Annotated in this window: 10 protein-coding genes and 1 tRNA gene; 9 read left to right on the forward strand and 2 right to left on the reverse strand. The window is 30.8% G+C overall.

What is annotated here, in order from left to right:
• The first annotated feature begins 17 nt into the window (after positions 1–17).
• From thrA to ABDX67_RS03830, 9 genes are all read left to right on the forward strand, one after another.
• The gene (gene thrA / locus ABDX67_RS03790) at positions 18–3425 is read left to right on the forward strand and encodes a bifunctional aspartate kinase/homoserine dehydrogenase I (RefSeq protein ID WP_347173625.1); all 3408 of its coding nucleotides are present in this window, start codon (positions 18–20) and stop codon (positions 3423–3425) included.
• 58 nt (positions 3426–3483) lie between these two features.
• Complete coding sequence (locus ABDX67_RS03795) at positions 3484–4647, forward strand: trans-sulfuration enzyme family protein (RefSeq protein WP_347173626.1); 1164 nt, start codon at positions 3484–3486, stop codon at positions 4645–4647.
• On the forward strand, positions 4640–5668 hold the full coding sequence (locus tag ABDX67_RS03800) for a homocysteine S-methyltransferase family protein (RefSeq protein ID WP_347173627.1): 1029 nt from the start codon (positions 4640–4642) through the stop codon (positions 5666–5668). The genes ABDX67_RS03795 and ABDX67_RS03800 overlap by 8 nt, the downstream gene beginning before the upstream one ends.
• A 147-nt stretch (positions 5669–5815) precedes the next feature.
• On the forward strand, positions 5816–8467 hold the full coding sequence (gene metH, locus ABDX67_RS03805; protein ID WP_347173726.1) for a methionine synthase: 2652 nt from the start codon (positions 5816–5818) through the stop codon (positions 8465–8467).
• A 9-nt stretch (positions 8468–8476) separates the two neighbouring features.
• Positions 8477–9430: a methylenetetrahydrofolate reductase [NAD(P)H] gene (gene metF, locus ABDX67_RS03810; protein WP_347173628.1), complete on the forward strand. Its 954-nt coding sequence runs from the start codon at positions 8477–8479 to the stop codon at positions 9428–9430.
• Positions 9431–9545: 115 nt separating this feature from the next.
• Complete coding sequence (trxA, locus tag ABDX67_RS03815; RefSeq protein WP_347173629.1) at positions 9546–9863, forward strand: thioredoxin; 318 nt, start codon at positions 9546–9548, stop codon at positions 9861–9863.
• A gap of 87 nt (positions 9864–9950) precedes the next feature.
• Positions 9951–12506, forward strand: coding sequence for a M1 family metallopeptidase (locus tag ABDX67_RS03820; RefSeq protein WP_347173630.1), 2556 nt, complete (start codon positions 9951–9953; stop codon positions 12504–12506).
• Complete coding sequence (locus ABDX67_RS03825) at positions 12506–13429, forward strand: DUF58 domain-containing protein (protein WP_347173631.1); 924 nt, start codon at positions 12506–12508, stop codon at positions 13427–13429. Before ABDX67_RS03820 ends, ABDX67_RS03825 begins: the two co-directional genes overlap by 1 nt.
• A 64-nt stretch (positions 13430–13493) precedes the next feature.
• A tRNA-Asp gene (locus tag ABDX67_RS03830) sits at positions 13494–13567 on the forward strand.
• Between the two features lie 89 nt (positions 13568–13656).
• Here ABDX67_RS03830 and ABDX67_RS03835 read toward each other — a convergent pair.
• Both ABDX67_RS03835 and ABDX67_RS03840 read right to left on the reverse strand, forming a co-directional pair.
• Positions 13657–14364 (reverse strand): hypothetical protein, encoded by a 708-nt coding sequence (locus ABDX67_RS03835; RefSeq protein ID WP_347173632.1) that lies wholly within the window; start codon positions 14362–14364, stop codon positions 13657–13659.
• Positions 14364–17033: an Eco57I restriction-modification methylase domain-containing protein gene (locus tag ABDX67_RS03840; RefSeq protein ID WP_347173633.1), complete on the reverse strand. Its 2670-nt coding sequence runs from the start codon at positions 17031–17033 to the stop codon at positions 14364–14366. Before ABDX67_RS03840 ends, ABDX67_RS03835 begins: the two co-directional genes overlap by 1 nt.
• Positions 17034–17085 lie beyond the last annotated feature (52 nt).

A 17085-nucleotide genomic window follows, 5' to 3' on the forward strand; every position in this document is an offset into this window, starting at 1 on the left:
TTACGAAGAAAGTGAAGATGACACATAACAATTTGCCCTTTATAAATATTCATAGTTATACCACATTAAGTGGAGCTCAGTTTTCAAACATTCCTTTGAGTTATCAATTGTTTGGAGAAAAGTTGGGTACCGCTCCTGTGGTATTGGTAAATCACGCACTAACAGGCAATAGTAATGTTGCAGGAAAAGACGGTTGGTGGATAGATTTAATTGGAGAAAATAAAACGATTGACACGAATAATTATTCCGTTTTAGCTTTTAACATTCCAGGAAATGGTTTTGATGGCTTTGTGATTGATGACTATAAAAGCTTCGTAGCAAAAGATATTGCTAAATTGTTTTTAATGGGGTTAAAGGAATTACAAATTGAGCAACTTTTTGGATTGATTGGAGGTTCTTTAGGCGGCGGAATTGCTTGGGAAATGGTCGTTGTAAATCCAAAAATCACTCAACATTTTATTCCCGTTGCAACCGATTGGAAATCTACCGATTGGTTGATTGCCAATTGTCAGATTCAAGAACAATTTTTAGTAAATTCTAGCAATCCAGTTCACGATGCACGCATGCATGCCATGTTGTGTTACAGAACTCCAACTTCTTTTAAAGAACGTTTTCAGCGATCAAAAAATGAAGATTTGGCAATTTTTAATGTAGAAAGTTGGCTGTTGCATCACGGAAAAAAATTACAAGAACGTTTTCAATTATCAGCTTATAAATTAATGAATCAACTCTTAAAAACAATTGATGTAACTAATAACGGTGAAAAAGGAATTGAAATTTTAGACAGTATTGAAGCTTCAATTCATATTGTTGGTGTGAATTCAGATTTGTTTTTTACTGCGGATGAAAATAAAGAAACACATCAAAAATTAGCAATTACAAAAGCAAATGTTACGTATAACGAAATTAATTCTGTGCACGGACACGATGCTTTTTTGATAGAATACAAACAATTAGAAAAAATTATTGAACCGATATTTAATAAAGGTTTGAACAAAAAGAACATGAAAGTATTAAAATTTGGAGGCAAATCCCTAGCAAATGGGCAAGGATTAGAAAATGCGATAAAAATAATTTCTAAAAAAGTAGCCTTAGGCGAAAATATAACGATTGTGGCATCAGCTAGAGGAAATTCTACTGATGAGTTAGAAGAAATTTTAGAAAAAGCAGCAACAAACAGCGCTTATAAAGAACAATTAGAGGCTTTTAAAAAGTATCAAGTTGAGCCTTTTAATAAGATTGATTTTTCTGAAGAGTTTTCAAAACTAGATAGCATTTTTGAAGGCGTAAAATTATTGGGAGATTATAGCCAAAAAAACAAAGATGAAGTTTTAGCTCAGGGAGAATTAATATCGGTAAAACTACTTGAAAAACTGTTAAATGAACAAGGCGTTAATGCATATGCAACCGATGCCAGAAAGTTAATTATCACTGATGATAATTTTGGAGATGCACAACCAATTTCATCGTTGTCTAAAGAAAATGTGATAGCTCATTTTCAGAAGCACAATGGAACAACTGTACATATTGTTACTGGGTTTATTTCATCAAATAAAAAAAATCAAACGACAACTTTAGGGAGAAATGGTAGTAATTATACAGCTTCACTATTGGCAAATTATTTAGATGCTGAAGAATTGCAGAATTTTACGCATGTAGATGGAATTTTCACTGCAAATCCAGATTTGGTAAGTGATGCCAAAAAAATTGAAGAATTATCTTTTTCTGAGGCTAATGAAATGGCAAATTTCGGTACATCAATTTTACATGCCAAAACCATCATTCCATTATTAGAAAAGAACATTAATTTACGGATTTTAAACACATTTAATAAAGACGATAAAGGAACTTTAATTACTGCGAAAAGCACTGAAAAAGGAATTAAAGCGATTTCGGTTTTAGAACATGTGGCACTCATTAACTTTGAAGGAAGGGGTTTGTTGGGAAAAGTTGGAGTTGATGCAAGAATCTTTAAAGCTTTGAGCGATAGAGATATTAATGTGAGTATTATTTCTCAAGGATCATCAGAAAGAGGAATTGGCTTAATTATTAATAAGAACAAAGCAACTGATGCTATTTTGGCATTAGAAAAAGAATTTGAAAATGATTTTTATTCGCAAGATGTTCATCAAATTTCTGTAATTGATGATGTTGCGGTGATTTCAATTATCGGACAAGATTTAAGTGAATTTCATCATCCTTATAATGCGTTGATAAAAAATCAAATTGTGCCATTATTATTTAACAATACAATCACAGGGAAAAACGTGAGTTTGGTCGTTAAAAAAGCAGAATTGCATAAAGCGGTAAATGTAATTCATGGGCAAGTTTTTGGTATTGCTAAAAAAATAAATATTGCTGTTTTCGGGAAAGGATTGGTTGGCGGAACGTTAATCAATCAAATTATTGAAAACACAAAATCGGTGTTAGAACGACAAAAAATTCAATTGAATATTTTTGCAATTGCAAATTCAACAAAAGTGTTGTTCAATGAAAATGGAGTTTCTGAAAATTGGGAAAACGAATTGTTAGAAAAAGGAGCAGAAAATAGTTCTATTGAATCGGTAATTCAGTTCGCAAAACAACATCATTTAGAAAATTTAATTGCTGTAGATAATACTGCAAATGCCGATTTTGTTTCCAATTATATTCCGTTAGTAGAAGCAGGGTTCGATTTGGTTTCTTCCAACAAAATAGCCAATACCATTTCTTTTTCTTTTTATAAAGAATTGAGAAAAAAATTAAAAGAACACAAAAAAGAATATTTATATGAAACCAATGTTGGTGCAGGATTACCGTTAATTGATACCATTAAATTATTACACGAATCAGGTGAAAATATTACAAGAATTAAAGGTGTTTTTTCGGGGTCGTTAAGCTATTTATTCAATCAATTTTCTTGGGACGACACGCCATTTTCAACTGTCTTACAGGAAGCAATTGATTTAGGATTTACTGAACCAGATCCAAGAGAAGATTTATGTGGAAACGATGTAGCTAGAAAGTTATTAATTCTGGCAAGAGAATTGGATTTAGAAAATGAATTTGAGGATATTGCAATAGAAAATTTAATTCCAACCGAGTTTAGAGAAATCTCTTCAAATGAATTTTTATCAAATTTAGATCGACTAAATAGCACTTTTCAAGAAAAGAAATTAGCGCAAAAAGAAAATCATGTATTGAGATATATTGGAGATTTGTCGGGAGATTTATTTCAAAATAAAGGGCAATTAGAGGTGAAATTAGTGTCGGTTTCTAAAAATTCTCCCTTAGGTTCTTTAAAAGGGTCAGATACTATTTTTGAGATTTACACAGAATCATACGGCGAACAACCCATTGTAATTCAGGGTGCTGGAGCCGGAGCAAACGTAACCGCTCGTGGTGTTTTTGGAGATGTTTTACGATTGGCGAAAAATAATAACTAAAATATTAAAGAATTCAAAAATTGAATCTTTTAATTATTTAAATTTTAAATAAAAATTTATGAATGATATCCATTTCGAAACACAAGCCATCAGAAATCAAACAGAAAAAACGCAATTTTCTGAACATTCTACTCCGTTATATCTAACCTCAAGTTTTGTGTTTGATGATGCAGAAGATATGAGAGCTTCGTTTGCAGAAGAAAAAGAAAAGAATATTTATAGTCGATTCTCAAACCCGAATACAACAGAATTTGTCAATAAAATTGTTGCGATGGAAAATGCAGAAGCAGGTTATGCTTTTGCTACAGGAATGGCTGCGGTGTTTTCAGCATTTGGCGCTTTATTAGATGCAGGAGATCACATTGTTTCTTGTCGCTCTGTTTTTGGGTCAACACATACGTTGTTTACTAAATACTTACCAAAATGGAATATAGAAACGAGTTATTTTAAAGTCAATGAAGTTGATGCAATTGAAAGCTTAATTCAGCCAAACACAAAAATTTTATATGCAGAAACGCCAACAAACCCAGCAGTGGATATTTTAGATTTAAAATTTCTTGGTCAACTTGCAAAAAAGCATAATTTATTGTTGGTTATTGACAATTGTTTTACAACGCCGTATTTACAAAAACCTATTAATTTTGGCGCAGATATTGTCATTCATTCAGCTACAAAATTAATTGACGGACAAGGAAGGGTTTTGGGCGGAATCGCCGTTGGAAAATCAGAATTGATTCGAGAAATTTATTTGTTTTCAAGAAATACAGGCCCAGCAATGTCTCCTTTTAATGCGTGGGTATTGTCAAAAAGTTTAGAAACCTTAGCGGTAAGGGTAGAAAAACATTGTGAAAATGCGTTAAAAATTGCAGAGTTTTTAGAAAGCCATCCAAAAGTAAATTTGGTAAAATATCCTTTTTTAAAATCGCATCCACAGTATAAAATCGCAAAAGTACAAATGCTTTTAGGTGGAAATATTATTGCTTTTGAAGTACAAGGCGGAATTGCAAAAGGAAGAAATTTTTTAAATGCAATAAAAATGTGTTCTTTGTCAGCAAATTTAGGAGACACAAGAACCATAGTTACACATCCTGCAAGTACAACACACAGTAAATTATCAATGGAAGATAGATTAGAGACTGACGGATTAGTTAGAGTTTCTGTTGGGTTAGAACATGTTAATGATATTATAAACGATTTAAAACAAGCTTTAGAAGATGCCTAATATTTATAAAGAACTCCAAAAAAGAATCCTTGTCTTAGATGGCGCCATGGGAACCATGTTACAAGAGTATAAATTCTCTGAAGAAGATTTTAGAGGTGAGCGATTTAGAGACTATCCAACACCTTTACAAGGAAATAACGATTTGCTTTCTATTACACAACCAGAAGCAATAAAAACAATTCACGCTAAATATTTTGAAGCAGGAGCAGATATTATTGAAACCAATACATTTTCTGGGACTACCATTGCAATGGCAGATTATCAACTAGAAGATTTGGTGTACGAATTGAATTACCAATCAGCTAAAATAGCCAAAGAAGTTGCAGTAGAATTTACAAAGAAAAATCCTAAAAAACCACGATTCGTTGCAGGTTCAATTGGTCCCACAAACCGAACAGCAAGTATGTCTCCAGATGTTAATGACCCAGGATTTAGAGCAGTAACTTTTGATGAACTACGAGTTGCATACAAACAACAGGTTGAGGCTTTAGTTGATGGCGGAGTTGATTTGTTGTTGGTAGAAACTGTGTTTGATACTTTAAATGCAAAAGCAGCTTTATTTGCAATTGAACAAGTAAAAGAAGAGAAAAACATAGACATTCCGATTATGTTAAGCGGAACAATTACAGATGCTTCTGGCAGAACTTTGTCTGGGCAAACTGCAGAGGCTTTTTTAATTTCGGTTTCTCATATTCCGTTATTATCTATAGGATTTAATTGCGCGTTAGGAGCAAATTTATTGCAACCGCATTTGGAAGCAATTGCTCATAAAACTGATTTTGCAATTTCTGCACATCCAAATGCAGGTTTACCAAATGCATTTGGTGAATATGATGAAACTCCGGAAGAAATGGGAGCGCAAATTGAAGAATATTTAAAGAAAAACTTAATCAATATTATTGGAGGATGTTGTGGTACTTCACCAGAGCATATTAAAGTTATTGCAAATATTGCAGCTAAGTACAAACCGAGATCCCATCCCTCAATCCCTTCCCAAAGGGAAGTTGGTTTAGGAAAATAAAAAGGAGACCTGTCAGGTTTTTAAAACCTTTCGAGTTTTAAATCATAAAAAAAATAACATCATTTTAAAATGAGCGATAAAGAGAAAAATAAGCAGTTTGAAAAAGCCTCTTACTCTTGGGGAGAGGTTGGAGAAGGGAGAAAATATATGAAATTATCTGGCTTAGAACCATTAGTTTTAAACGAAAATAGTAATTTCATCAACGTTGGTGAACGGACAAACGTAGCAGGTTCAAGAAAGTTTTTAAGATTGATAAAAAACGGTCAGTTTGATGAAGCATTAGACATTGCTCGTCATCAGGTTGATGGAGGAGCGCAAATTATCGACATTAATTTTGATGACGGTTTAATTGATGGAAAAGAAGCGATGGTTCGTTTTTTAAACCTGATTGCTGCAGAACCTGATATTTGTAGAGTTCCAATTATGATCGATAGTTCAAGATGGGAAATCATCGAAGCTGGATTGCAAGTTGTACAAGGTAAATGCGTTGTTAATTCTATTTCACTTAAAGAAGGTGAAGAAAAATTTATTTGGGAAGCAAAACAAATAAAACGATATGGAGCAGCTGTAATTGTAATGGCTTTTGATGAAGATGGGCAAGCAGATAATTACGAAAGAAGAATAGAAATAGTAAAACGTTCTTATAAAATATTGGTGGATATTGTCCATTTTCCTTCTGAAGACATCATTTTTGATTTAAACATTTTTCCTGTGGCTACCGGAATGGATGAACACAAAAGAAATGCAATCGATTTTATTGAAGCTACACGCTGGGTAAGACAAAATTTACCAAATGTTTCTGTAAGTGGAGGTGTTAGTAATGTATCGTTTTCGTTTAAAGGAAATGATGGAGTTAGAGAAGCCATGCATTCAGTTTTTTTATATCATGCTATTCAAGCAGGAATGAATATGGGAATTGTAAATCCGGCTCTATTAGAAGTTTATGATGATATTCCGAAAGATTTATTAGAACACGTTGAGGATGTTATTCTAGACAGAAGAGAGGATGCAACTGAGCGTTTATTAGATTTTGCCGAAACGGTAAAAGGTTCAAAGGAAGAAAAAGGAGTAGATTTATCTTGGAGAGAAAATGCGTTACAAGAAAGAATTACGCACGCATTGGTAAAAGGGATCGATGCTTTTATTATCGAAGACATTGAACAGGCAAGACAAGAAGCTGCAAAGCCAATTGATGTGATTGAAGGGCATTTAATGATTGGAATGAATGTGGTTGGAGATTTATTTGGAGCGGGAAAAATGTTTTTACCGCAAGTGGTAAAATCTGCCCGTGTAATGAAGAAAGCGGTAGGCTATTTAAATCCGTTTATAGAAGCAGAAAAAACAGATAAGCAAGAACCAGTAGGAAAAATTTTAATGGCAACTGTAAAAGGTGATGTACATGATATTGGTAAAAATATTGTAAGTGTAGTATTGGCTTGTAATAATTATGAAATCGTTGATTTAGGTGTCATGGTTCCGCCAGAAAAAATTATTGAAATGGCAATAAGCGAACGTGTTGACGCTATTGGTTTATCGGGATTAATTACACCCTCACTCGACGAAATGGTTTATTTGGCAAAAGAAATGCAACGTCAAAATTTTGAATTGCCATTATTAATTGGAGGAGCAACAACTTCAAGAGCCCACACAGCAGTTAAAATTGATACGCAATATAAAAACGCTGTTGTTCATGTTAATGACGCGTCAAGAGCAGTAACTGTTGTAGGTGATTTATTGAATAAAAAGTCATCAAAAGAATATGTTGCTAAATTGAAAAATGAGTATGATGAATTCAGAACTAAGTTTTTAAAACGAGGCAAAGAAAAATCATACATTTCTATTGATGAAGCAAGAAAAAGAAAATATAAAATTGATTGGAATTCATCAGAAATTAAAAAACCTAACGAATTAGGAATTCAGACTTTAGAGCAATTAAGTTTAAAAGAATTGTTGCCTTTTTTAGATTGGAGTCCATTTTTTAGAAGCTGGGAACTACACGGAAAATTCCCTGACATCTTATCAGATGAGGTTGTTGGAGAACAAGCCACCATCATGTATGATGAAGCACAGCAAATGATTCAAGAAATTATTGCAAAACAATTATTAAAACCTAAAGCTATCTTTGGTTTATTTGAAGCAAATTCTATAAATGATGATGATATTTCCATCCAAAAGAAAGGAAAAGAAATTGCTGTTTTTAGAACATTACGTCAGCAATTAAAAAAACGAGAGGGAGTTCCTAATCATGCGTTAGCAGATTTTATCGCTCCAAAAGAATCAAACAGACAAGATTATATGGGTGTATTTAGTGTTGGTATTTTTGGTGCGCAAGAATTGGCAGAAAGTTATAAAGCAAAAGGCGACGATTATAATGCAATTATGGCACAAGCAATTGCAGATAGATTTGCCGAAGCTTTAGCAGAATACTTACACAAGCAAATACGAACAAAACATTGGGGTTACGCAGCAAATGAAAACTTAACAAATGATGACTTAATTAAAGAAAGTTATAAAGGAATTCGCCCTGCACCTGGGTATCCTGCTTGTCCGGATCATTTAGAAAAAGTAACAATTTGGGAGTTGTTAAATGTAGAAGAAAAAATAGGGATTCAGCTTACAGAAGGGTTGGCAATGTGGCCAGCAGCAGCAGTATCTGGTTATTACTTTGCTAATGTGGAAGCTAAATATTTTGGTGTTGGCAAAATCACAAATTCTCAAGTTGAAGATTACGCACATAGAAAAGGAATTACAAAGGAGAAAGCTAGAAAATGGTTGCATGCAACCATAGCAGATAATTAATATAAAACTATGAAAGTAACAGAACACATAAAAAAAGCAAACGGAAAAACCTTATTTTCTTTTGAAATTGTACCGCCACAAAAGGGTAGAAATATTCAAGAATTGTATAGCAATATAGATCCATTAATGGAATTTAATCCGCCTTTTATTGATGTAACAACTTCAAGAGAAGAACAAATTTATGTAAATAAAGAAGGGTTATTCGATCGAAAAACTACAAGAATGCGTCCTGGAACTTTGGGTATTTGTGCTGCAATAAAGCACAAATATGATGTAGATACTGTTCCGCATGTATTGTGTGGAGGGTTCACAAAAGAAGAAACAGAATATTTATTGGTAGATTGTCATTATTTAGGAATAGATAATTTAATGGCGTTAAGAGGTGACGCCATGAGTCATCAAAAATATTTTGAAGCAACCAAAGGTGGGCATTTATTTGCAAAAGATTTGGTAAATCAGATTCAAAATCTAAACAATGGAAAATATTTGCATGACATGGCGGATGTAGAAGACAAATCAGATTTTTGTATTGGGGTTGCGGGTTATCCAGAGAAACACTTAGAAGCACCTTCAATGCAATCTGACTTAAAACGCTTAAAAGAAAAAGTTGATGCGGGCGCAGATTACGTGGTTACTCAAATGTTTTTTGACAATCAAAAGTATTTTAACTTTGTAGAGGCAGCTAGAGAAATCGGTATTCATGTTCCAATTATTCCAGGGATCAAACCAATTGCAGTAAAACGTCATTTACAACTATTACCACAAGTTTTTAGAATTGATTTGCCTGAAGATTTAATAAAATCAGTAGATGCTTGTAAAAACAATAACGAAGTTAGACAAGCAGGAATAGATTGGACCATTCAGCAATCTAAAGAATTACTGCAAGCAGGTGTGCCTGTTTTGCATTATTATTCTATGGGAAAATCAACTAATATTAAAGCAATTGCCAGCGCAATTTTTTAAAATAAGTTATGTTGATAGTTCTATTGTAAAAAGTAATTTTTTTATAAATGTAAAAGAAAAATATTTGATTACTTTTGTAAAGTACAATCGAATTAAGAACTTAAAAATAAATATAATGGCATTAGAAATTACAGATGCAAACTTTGAAGAAGTAGTATTAAAATCTGACAAACCAGTATTGGTTGATTTTTGGGCAGCTTGGTGTGGACCGTGTAGAATGGTTGGGCCAATTGTTGATGAAATTCATGCAGAATATGAAGGAAAAGCTGTTGTTGGTAAAGTAGATGTTGATGCAAATCAAGAATTTGCTGCAAAATATGGAGTACGTAATATTCCTACAGTTTTAGTATTTAAAAACGGAGAAGTTGTAGACAAGCAAGTTGGTGTAGCACCTAAAAATGTGTACACAAGTAAAATTGATGCAGCAATGTAAAAACAAATTGTTTTAACAATTTATATATAAGAAAAGGTTTGGCGTTAGTCAAACCTTTTTTTACTTTTAGAAATTAAACGAATTTAGATGAAACCAATTATTTCTGTTTTTTTGATTCTCTTTTTTTTTACTTCTTGTGAAAAAGAATCAAATCCGAGTGCTTTTTTAGAAAAAGGAATTTCTTTAGAACTAGCAACATATAGAAAGCAACAAGTCTCAAATGTTAAGTATCAACTAAAATTTGATATTCCAAAGACAAAAGCAGAAGCAATTCCAAGCCAGTTAAAAATTACTGCAACAATATCAGATTTAAAATATGATTTAATCTTAGATTTTAACGAAAAAAAATCAAATATAAAAGCAATTCGTGTAAACGGAAAAGGGACAGAAATAAAGCATGAAAATGAGCATATAATCATCTCTAAAAACTACTTATCTCAAGGAGAGAATAATATCGAAATTGATTTTATTGCAGGAGAATTATCATTGAATAGAAACGATGAGTTTTTATACACATTATTAGTTCCGGACAGAGCAAGTACGTTGTTTCCGTGTTTTGATCAGCCAGATATAAAAGCAAATTATACACTTACAATTGTTGCTCCAAAAGACTGGAAAGTGTTATGTGGCGCTTTTGAAAAAGAGCAAATACGTCAAGACGATTTTACAGAACATCGATTTAACGAAACAGATAAAATGAGTACGTATTTGTTTTCGTTTGTCGCAGGTAAATTTAGTGAAGCCATTCAGAACCCTGGAGCTTTTGATATGCGAATGCTGTTTAGAGAAAATAATGAAGAAAAAATCGCTGAAAGTGTAGATGAAATATTTAAAATTCATCAACAAGCATTAGAATATTTAGAAGATTATACGGCGTATAAATTCCCGTTTCAAAAAATGGATTTTGCTACAATTCCGCCTTTTCAATATGGCGGAATGGAACATGTTGGTGCTATTCAATATAGAGAATCTAGTTTGTTTTTAGATAAAAATGCAACACAAAACAGAAAGTTAGGAAGAGCAAAATTAATTGCTCACGAAACATCACATATGTGGTTTGGAGATTTGGTTACCATGAAGTGGTTTAACGATGTTTGGATGAAAGAAGTGTTTGCTAATTTTATGGCAGATAAAATAATGAATCCAGTTTTTCCGGATGTAAATCACGGATTGCAATTTGCAATGACACATTACCCGAGTGCTTATTCTGAAGACAGAACTCAAGGGACAAATGCGATAAGGCAAGACTTAGCAAACTTAAAAAACGCAGGTTCTTTGTACGGAAGAATCATTTACAACAAAGCGCCAATTATGATGCGTCAGTTAGAAAGTATTTTAGGAAAAGAAGCTTTTAAAAGTGGAATTCAAGAATACATAAAGACCTACGCAAACTCTAATGCAGATTGGAATGAATTGGTAACTATTTTGGATGAAAAATCTCCACAAAACATTAAAGAATGGAGCGAAGTTTGGGTAAATAGTTCTGGGAGACCAATTGTTTCTGATGAAATAAAGTACGAAAACGGAAAAATTACTTCTTTTAAAATTTATCAAAAAGCGGAAGATAGAACAGATAAATTATGGACGCAATCCTTTAAAATTGGATTTGTTTATGATAATGAAATTAAAATATTAGATGTTATAATTTCTGATAATGAGTTTGATTTTAAAGAAGCCATTGGGTTAGAGAAACCAATTCAAATTATTTATAATTATAATGGTTTTGGTTACGGAGTTTTTCCTTTAAATGTAAACACAATTGAAAACTATCAAACCATTAAAGATGATTTAGCAAGAGGTTATGCCTACATCAATTTATATGAAAGTTTTTTAAGTAAAAAAGTGGATGCAAATTCTACTTTTAATACGTTCTTAAATGGATTGTTAATCGAGAAAAACGAATTGATTTCTAATTATCTTTCAGCAAGAATAACAAGCATTTATTGGACATTTTTTACAGAACAACAACGTAAAGACAATCAAAAAATAGTAGAAGAAAGAGTTTTAAAACTTTTAGAATCTAATATTCCTGCAAACATGAAAAGAACTTTGTTTGGGTTGTATCGTTCTATTGCTGTTTCTGAAAACGGAAAAGAAGTTTTATATCAAATTTGGATAAAAAACAAAAAAATAAAGGACCTCTTTTTAAATGAAAATGATTTTGCTGGAATTGCATCGCAATTAGCAATTTATCAACACCCAAAATCAAAAGAAATTTTAACTAAACAATTAACTAGAATTAGCAATCCTGATAGGTTAGAACGCTTTAAATGGTTGTTGCCTTCTTTGTCAGAAGATGAAACTATTAGAGATAATTTTATGGTATCGCTTTTAAATAAAGAAAACAGAGAAAAAGAATCTTGGGTGCAATCAGCTTTAAGCAATATTCATCATCCGTTAAGACAAAAATCTGGACAAAAACATATTAATGCATGTTTAGCAATTTTAGAAGAAATTCAATTAACTGGAGATATTTTCTTTCCTAAAGGATGGTTGAGCAGTTCTGTTGGGCAATATAGTTCAAAAGAAGCTTATGATATTGTTCAAACTTTTTTGAATGAAAACCCAAATTACAATCCGATTTTAAAAATGAAATTGCTACAAACAGTAGATGATTTGTTTAGAGCGCAAGAAATTAAATAATGAATTTAGAAAATCAATTACAACAAAATGCTCTTGGCAACATTGAAATCCTTGCAAAACAAGTAGTTGAAGGTTTTATAACAGGAATGCACAAAAGCCCGTTTCATGGATTTTCTGTTGAATTTTCTGAACATAAATTATATAATAACGGAGAAAGTACACGTCATATTGATTGGAAATTGTTTGCCAAAACAGAAAAATTATATACTAAAAAGTACGAAGAAGAAACCAATCTCCGTTGCCATATTATTATTGACAATTCGGCATCGATGCATTATCCAATAGTAAAAAACCAAACATTAGGAAACTTAAATAAAATAGGCTTTGCTACAGTTGCAGCTGCTTCGTTATCAGAAATTTTAAAAAGACAACGAGACGCTGTTGGTTTAAGTATTTATTCTGATTCTTATGAGTATTATGCGCCAGAAAAAGGAAGTGATCGCCATAGAAAAATGATTTTGCATCAACTAGAAAAATTGTTGAATTCCAATCCAAAATCTACCACAGAAACCTATCGTTTTTTACATGAAATTGCTGAAAAAATTCACAGACGTTCGTTAATTTTTTTATTTACAGACATGTTTCAAACAAATACAGATAAAGATGCTTTATTTGACGCTTTACGACATTTAAAATACAATAAACACGAGGTTGTTTTGTTTCATACTTACGATAAACAGCACGAATTGGATTTTGATTTTGAGAATTCGCCCAAAAAATTTGTAGATGTAGAAACTGGTGATGCGCTTAATATCTATTCATCAAATATTAAAGAAGCTTATCAAAAATCGGTAAATAATTACTTTAATGAGTTGAAATTAAAATGCTTGCAATATCAAATAGATTATGTTGCTGTAAATAGTAACGATGGTTTTGAAACCGTTTTAACAAGCTACTTGATAAGCAGAAGAAAGTTTTTGTAATTTTTTTTCTTTTTCTTTTGCAAATATTAAAATCCGACTTATATTTGCATCCGCTAACAGCAACGGTCTGGTAGTTCAGCTGGTTAGAATACCTGCCTGTCACGCAGGGGGTCGCGGGTTCGAGTCCCGTCCAGACCGCTAAAAGCCTTGATAATCAATTGATTATCAAGGCTTTTTACTTTTTTAATATTTTTTTGTGTCGGTTTTTGTGTCGGTATTTATTGATGTTAATTTACCACTAGATTAGAATAATCAAGAAACAAATGATAAATAGAAAATAAATTATTGTTTATTTTTTGATGATTAGAAACATAAGAACCGTTAAATTTATTTTTTACAGAATAATTTCGAATATTTTTGGTAGTTACAATATTAGTATTTGAAGCTAAATTCTTTTTTACTTTATTACTAACATTTATATAACTCCAGTTTTTATTTTCTATAAACCCTAATTGTCCTTCAAAAGGTAATCTAAATTTAGAATAACTTCGTTTACTAGCCTTTATTGTATCATCAATATACCCAGATATTGAAGTTTTTAACCTTTTACACTCTATTGCAAAATAAGGCTTACTTCCCTGTGACCAAGCATTTTTCAAAGCATAATCAACAATATGAATATCAATTGGGTCATCGTGTAATTGTTTATCTACTAAATTTATATATTCTTCAGATGTCTCTTTATTAATAGTGAAATTATTTGTTCCATTATCAATAACTTCTAACTCATATTCAAGGTAATCATCAACTAAACGATTCCTTAAATAATCTTCCTTTTTTACTTTACCTTTTTTAGAGTAATCAAAAGTAACACCTTTGGCTATAATTTTTTCATAACTAATAATAACACAGGTTAAAATTTTATTAATTCTCTGTTGAGTAAACGAAATAGAATTTGTTCTATTCTTTATAAAAGTTGTTGCGTTTAAACTCATTAAGCAAACTTGTTTGATTCGTCTAATTCAGCTTCTTGAATTGCCTCTTTAAACTCTGCTACATCGTACCAAGCTATTGCTTTGTGCCAACATTTATATTCGTTTGGTTTTATAATGTAAAAAGAATTATCTTCAAATCCTTTTATATCCTTTTGAATAAATAAATTTTTAGTTGGGTCTTTTGTATCGGTAATTTGTGATATGCTTAAATTATTTGCCAATCGTTTTAAAACATCAGCTTCATTCTTTTTATCTTTTGGGTAATTAATTACTTTATTGACTTTAGTTTTTGAAAACACAAAGTTTAATGCAATAAAGTGTTCTAAAGGATAAACTTCAACTTGAATATATTCATCCTTATAAATTTCTTTAAATTCCTCAATATATACACTTGCATATTCATTTAAAACAAACTCTTTATTTCTATAATGATTTTTATTAGTGTAAGTAAAGTCAGAAACTAAAAATTGTTTACTTTCTTGAAACTGATAACGAGAAACATTTAAAGCATAGTTAATAAGGTCTTTTTCATAGCCTTTTACTTTGTATAAAGTATTAATTATATCATTTATTTTAGATAAGATAAACTTGTTTACAGGTAAATTTTGTTGACGAAACTCTTGTTCATAATGTAATTCGAAAGATTGTAAAAATTGATTAACTAGAGTAATTAATTCATTCTTTACCACTTGTTCAGGTTTTACTATTGGAAAAGATAAATACTCTTCTTTCCATCTAATTTGAGGTCTAGTTGATGTTCCCCAAGAACCTGAAACCATAAATATATAATACTCATATAAGTTAGAAATTAAAAAGCTATATATGTGACGAATATCATCAATATTAAAAGAATTAATTCCAAATATTCCTTTCTTAAAAACTACAGGGGAAGAAGTAATTGATATTACTAAATAGGATTCTTTTTCAGCTTGTTCCTTAAATAGTATTTGACTCCCATTATATAATCCATTTATCTTACCACTTTTTAAATGACAATCTTCTGCCTTTAGTAGTCCCAGGTTTTTATCATTAGAATAAAAATGTTTAACTTCTGAGTTTTTAATACATTTCTTTCCTACTATATCACTGTAGACAGGATAAACATCAGGATTACCTTTCATAATTCCAGCCCCCTTTATGTCAAATTCATTTTTTAAAATTGAACCTTTACTATTTATAATTTTGTTAAGCATCAAAAAGTCTAACGTATTACCATAAAGTGCAACTTTAAACATCCAATCGTTTTCTATAAAGAATTTTTGTAAAATATTTTTTTGATCGTACTTTTCAATTACTAAAATTTTAAAGTGCTTTAAAAAATGATTTGATTTTACTGACTGATGATTGATTATATTTTTCAGATAATCTTTTTCTTTTGATAAACTGAAGTAAACAATACTTGCTGGACTATTTTTCTTATCAAATATCAATCTTCTTACAGGAGATAAATCAAAAAACTTCTTAATGCAAAAACTTTTTAGAAAATCATCTTTAAATTCCTTTGTAGTTCCTGAAATATTATAAAAGAGAGTACTCGTTACTATTAATGCAGATTGTGTTTCTGCATTCATAAAATCTTTAGTCCTCAAAAGAAAAGATTGTGCAATTTCTAATTCACCTTTTATTTTTTTTGAATATGTTTTAGTCGAATTTACCCAATCTAAATGATTTTTAGATTTATCTTTTTTCCAAGGTGGATTACCTAATATAAATTTTGGTTTATCTTCTTGAATTAAATTATTAAAAGTGTGATTAGTATCAAAAAAATCAGCTTTAAATAGATTTTCGTTCAGCAAATTAGGAAACTCATAAACATCAATATCTTTTGGGTTTTGATAGTCTAATAATGCAATGTATATAGAAAAACAAGCTACTTTTAAAGCCTCTTCATTTATATCAATTCCAAATAAATTTCTTTTTGCAATATTTCTTATTCGTTCACTAAAATCTTTAGGAGATTGATTTGGATTTAATTCTAGTTCCTTATCAATCATTTTTCTTAAACTCTGTACAAGAAAAATTCCAGAACCAACCGCAACTTCAAAAATTTTACATTCCGAGTTGTTTTCTTTTTCTAAATATTTATCAACGGTATCATTTAAAACATACTCAACTAAAAAAGGCGGTGTATAAACTGCTGAATCTAATTTCCTTGTTTCTTCATCTATTAAAGATTCATAAATTCCTGAAATAACTTCAACAGGAATAATTGAAAAATCAAAAATTTCAAAAAAGAATCCTTCAAATAAATTATCTTCATCTTGCAACTCCCCTTTAAGAACATCAGCTAAAAAATTTGATTTAGTTTGAGTTATTAGAACATCTAATTCTTTGAATAATACTCCATTAAATTTAGTATTCAATTTTTGAAATAATAAATTTAGTTTTGATGGCTCTTTTATTAAATTTATAAAGCTTTTTCTTCTCTCATTTACATCATCTAATTCTCCTGATATAAAAGTTTTATCTATTTTTACTTTTCTATCTATTAAGTATCTTATAAAAATCAATCTTAATATTAGTGAGTTTGCATCATTTTCTGATAAAGGACTTTCAGAACTAATATTAGTTAAGTATTCTCTTACTTCTTTTATATTCTGAAATAATCTTTCATTGACTCTTTTACGAAGCTGTTTCTTTGAGCGATTTTCAAAATATTCATTTTGCAACCATTTCCAAGTAAAGCCACTTTGAAGTTCCCAAAAAGAAAATTTACTCTCT

This window comes from Polaribacter uvawellassae (genome assembly GCF_039748955.1).
Classification (GTDB): Bacteria; Bacteroidota; Bacteroidia; order Flavobacteriales; family Flavobacteriaceae; genus Polaribacter; species Polaribacter uvawellassae.

Excerpts from the sequence above, each read along its gene's own strand:
- ABDX67_RS03795 (WP_347173626.1), top strand. The coding sequence starts at position 3,484 with ATGAATGATATCCATTTCGAAACACAAGCCATCAGAAATCAAACAGAA.
- metF (WP_347173628.1), top strand. The coding sequence starts at position 8,477 with ATGAAAGTAACAGAACACATAAAAAAAGCAAACGGAAAAACCTTATTT.
- ABDX67_RS03835 (WP_347173632.1), bottom strand. The coding sequence starts at position 14,364 with ATGAGTTTAAACGCAACAACTTTTATAAAGAATAGAACAAATTCTATT.
- thrA (WP_347173625.1), top strand. The coding sequence starts at position 18 with ATGACACATAACAATTTGCCCTTTATAAATATTCATAGTTATACCACA.
- metH (WP_347173726.1), top strand. The coding sequence starts at position 5,816 with ATGAAATTATCTGGCTTAGAACCATTAGTTTTAAACGAAAATAGTAAT.
- ABDX67_RS03800 (WP_347173627.1), top strand. The coding sequence starts at position 4,640 with ATGCCTAATATTTATAAAGAACTCCAAAAAAGAATCCTTGTCTTAGAT.
- trxA (WP_347173629.1), top strand. The coding sequence starts at position 9,546 with ATGGCATTAGAAATTACAGATGCAAACTTTGAAGAAGTAGTATTAAAA.
- ABDX67_RS03825 (WP_347173631.1), top strand. The coding sequence starts at position 12,506 with ATGAATTTAGAAAATCAATTACAACAAAATGCTCTTGGCAACATTGAA.
- ABDX67_RS03820 (WP_347173630.1), top strand. The coding sequence starts at position 9,951 with ATGAAACCAATTATTTCTGTTTTTTTGATTCTCTTTTTTTTTACTTCT.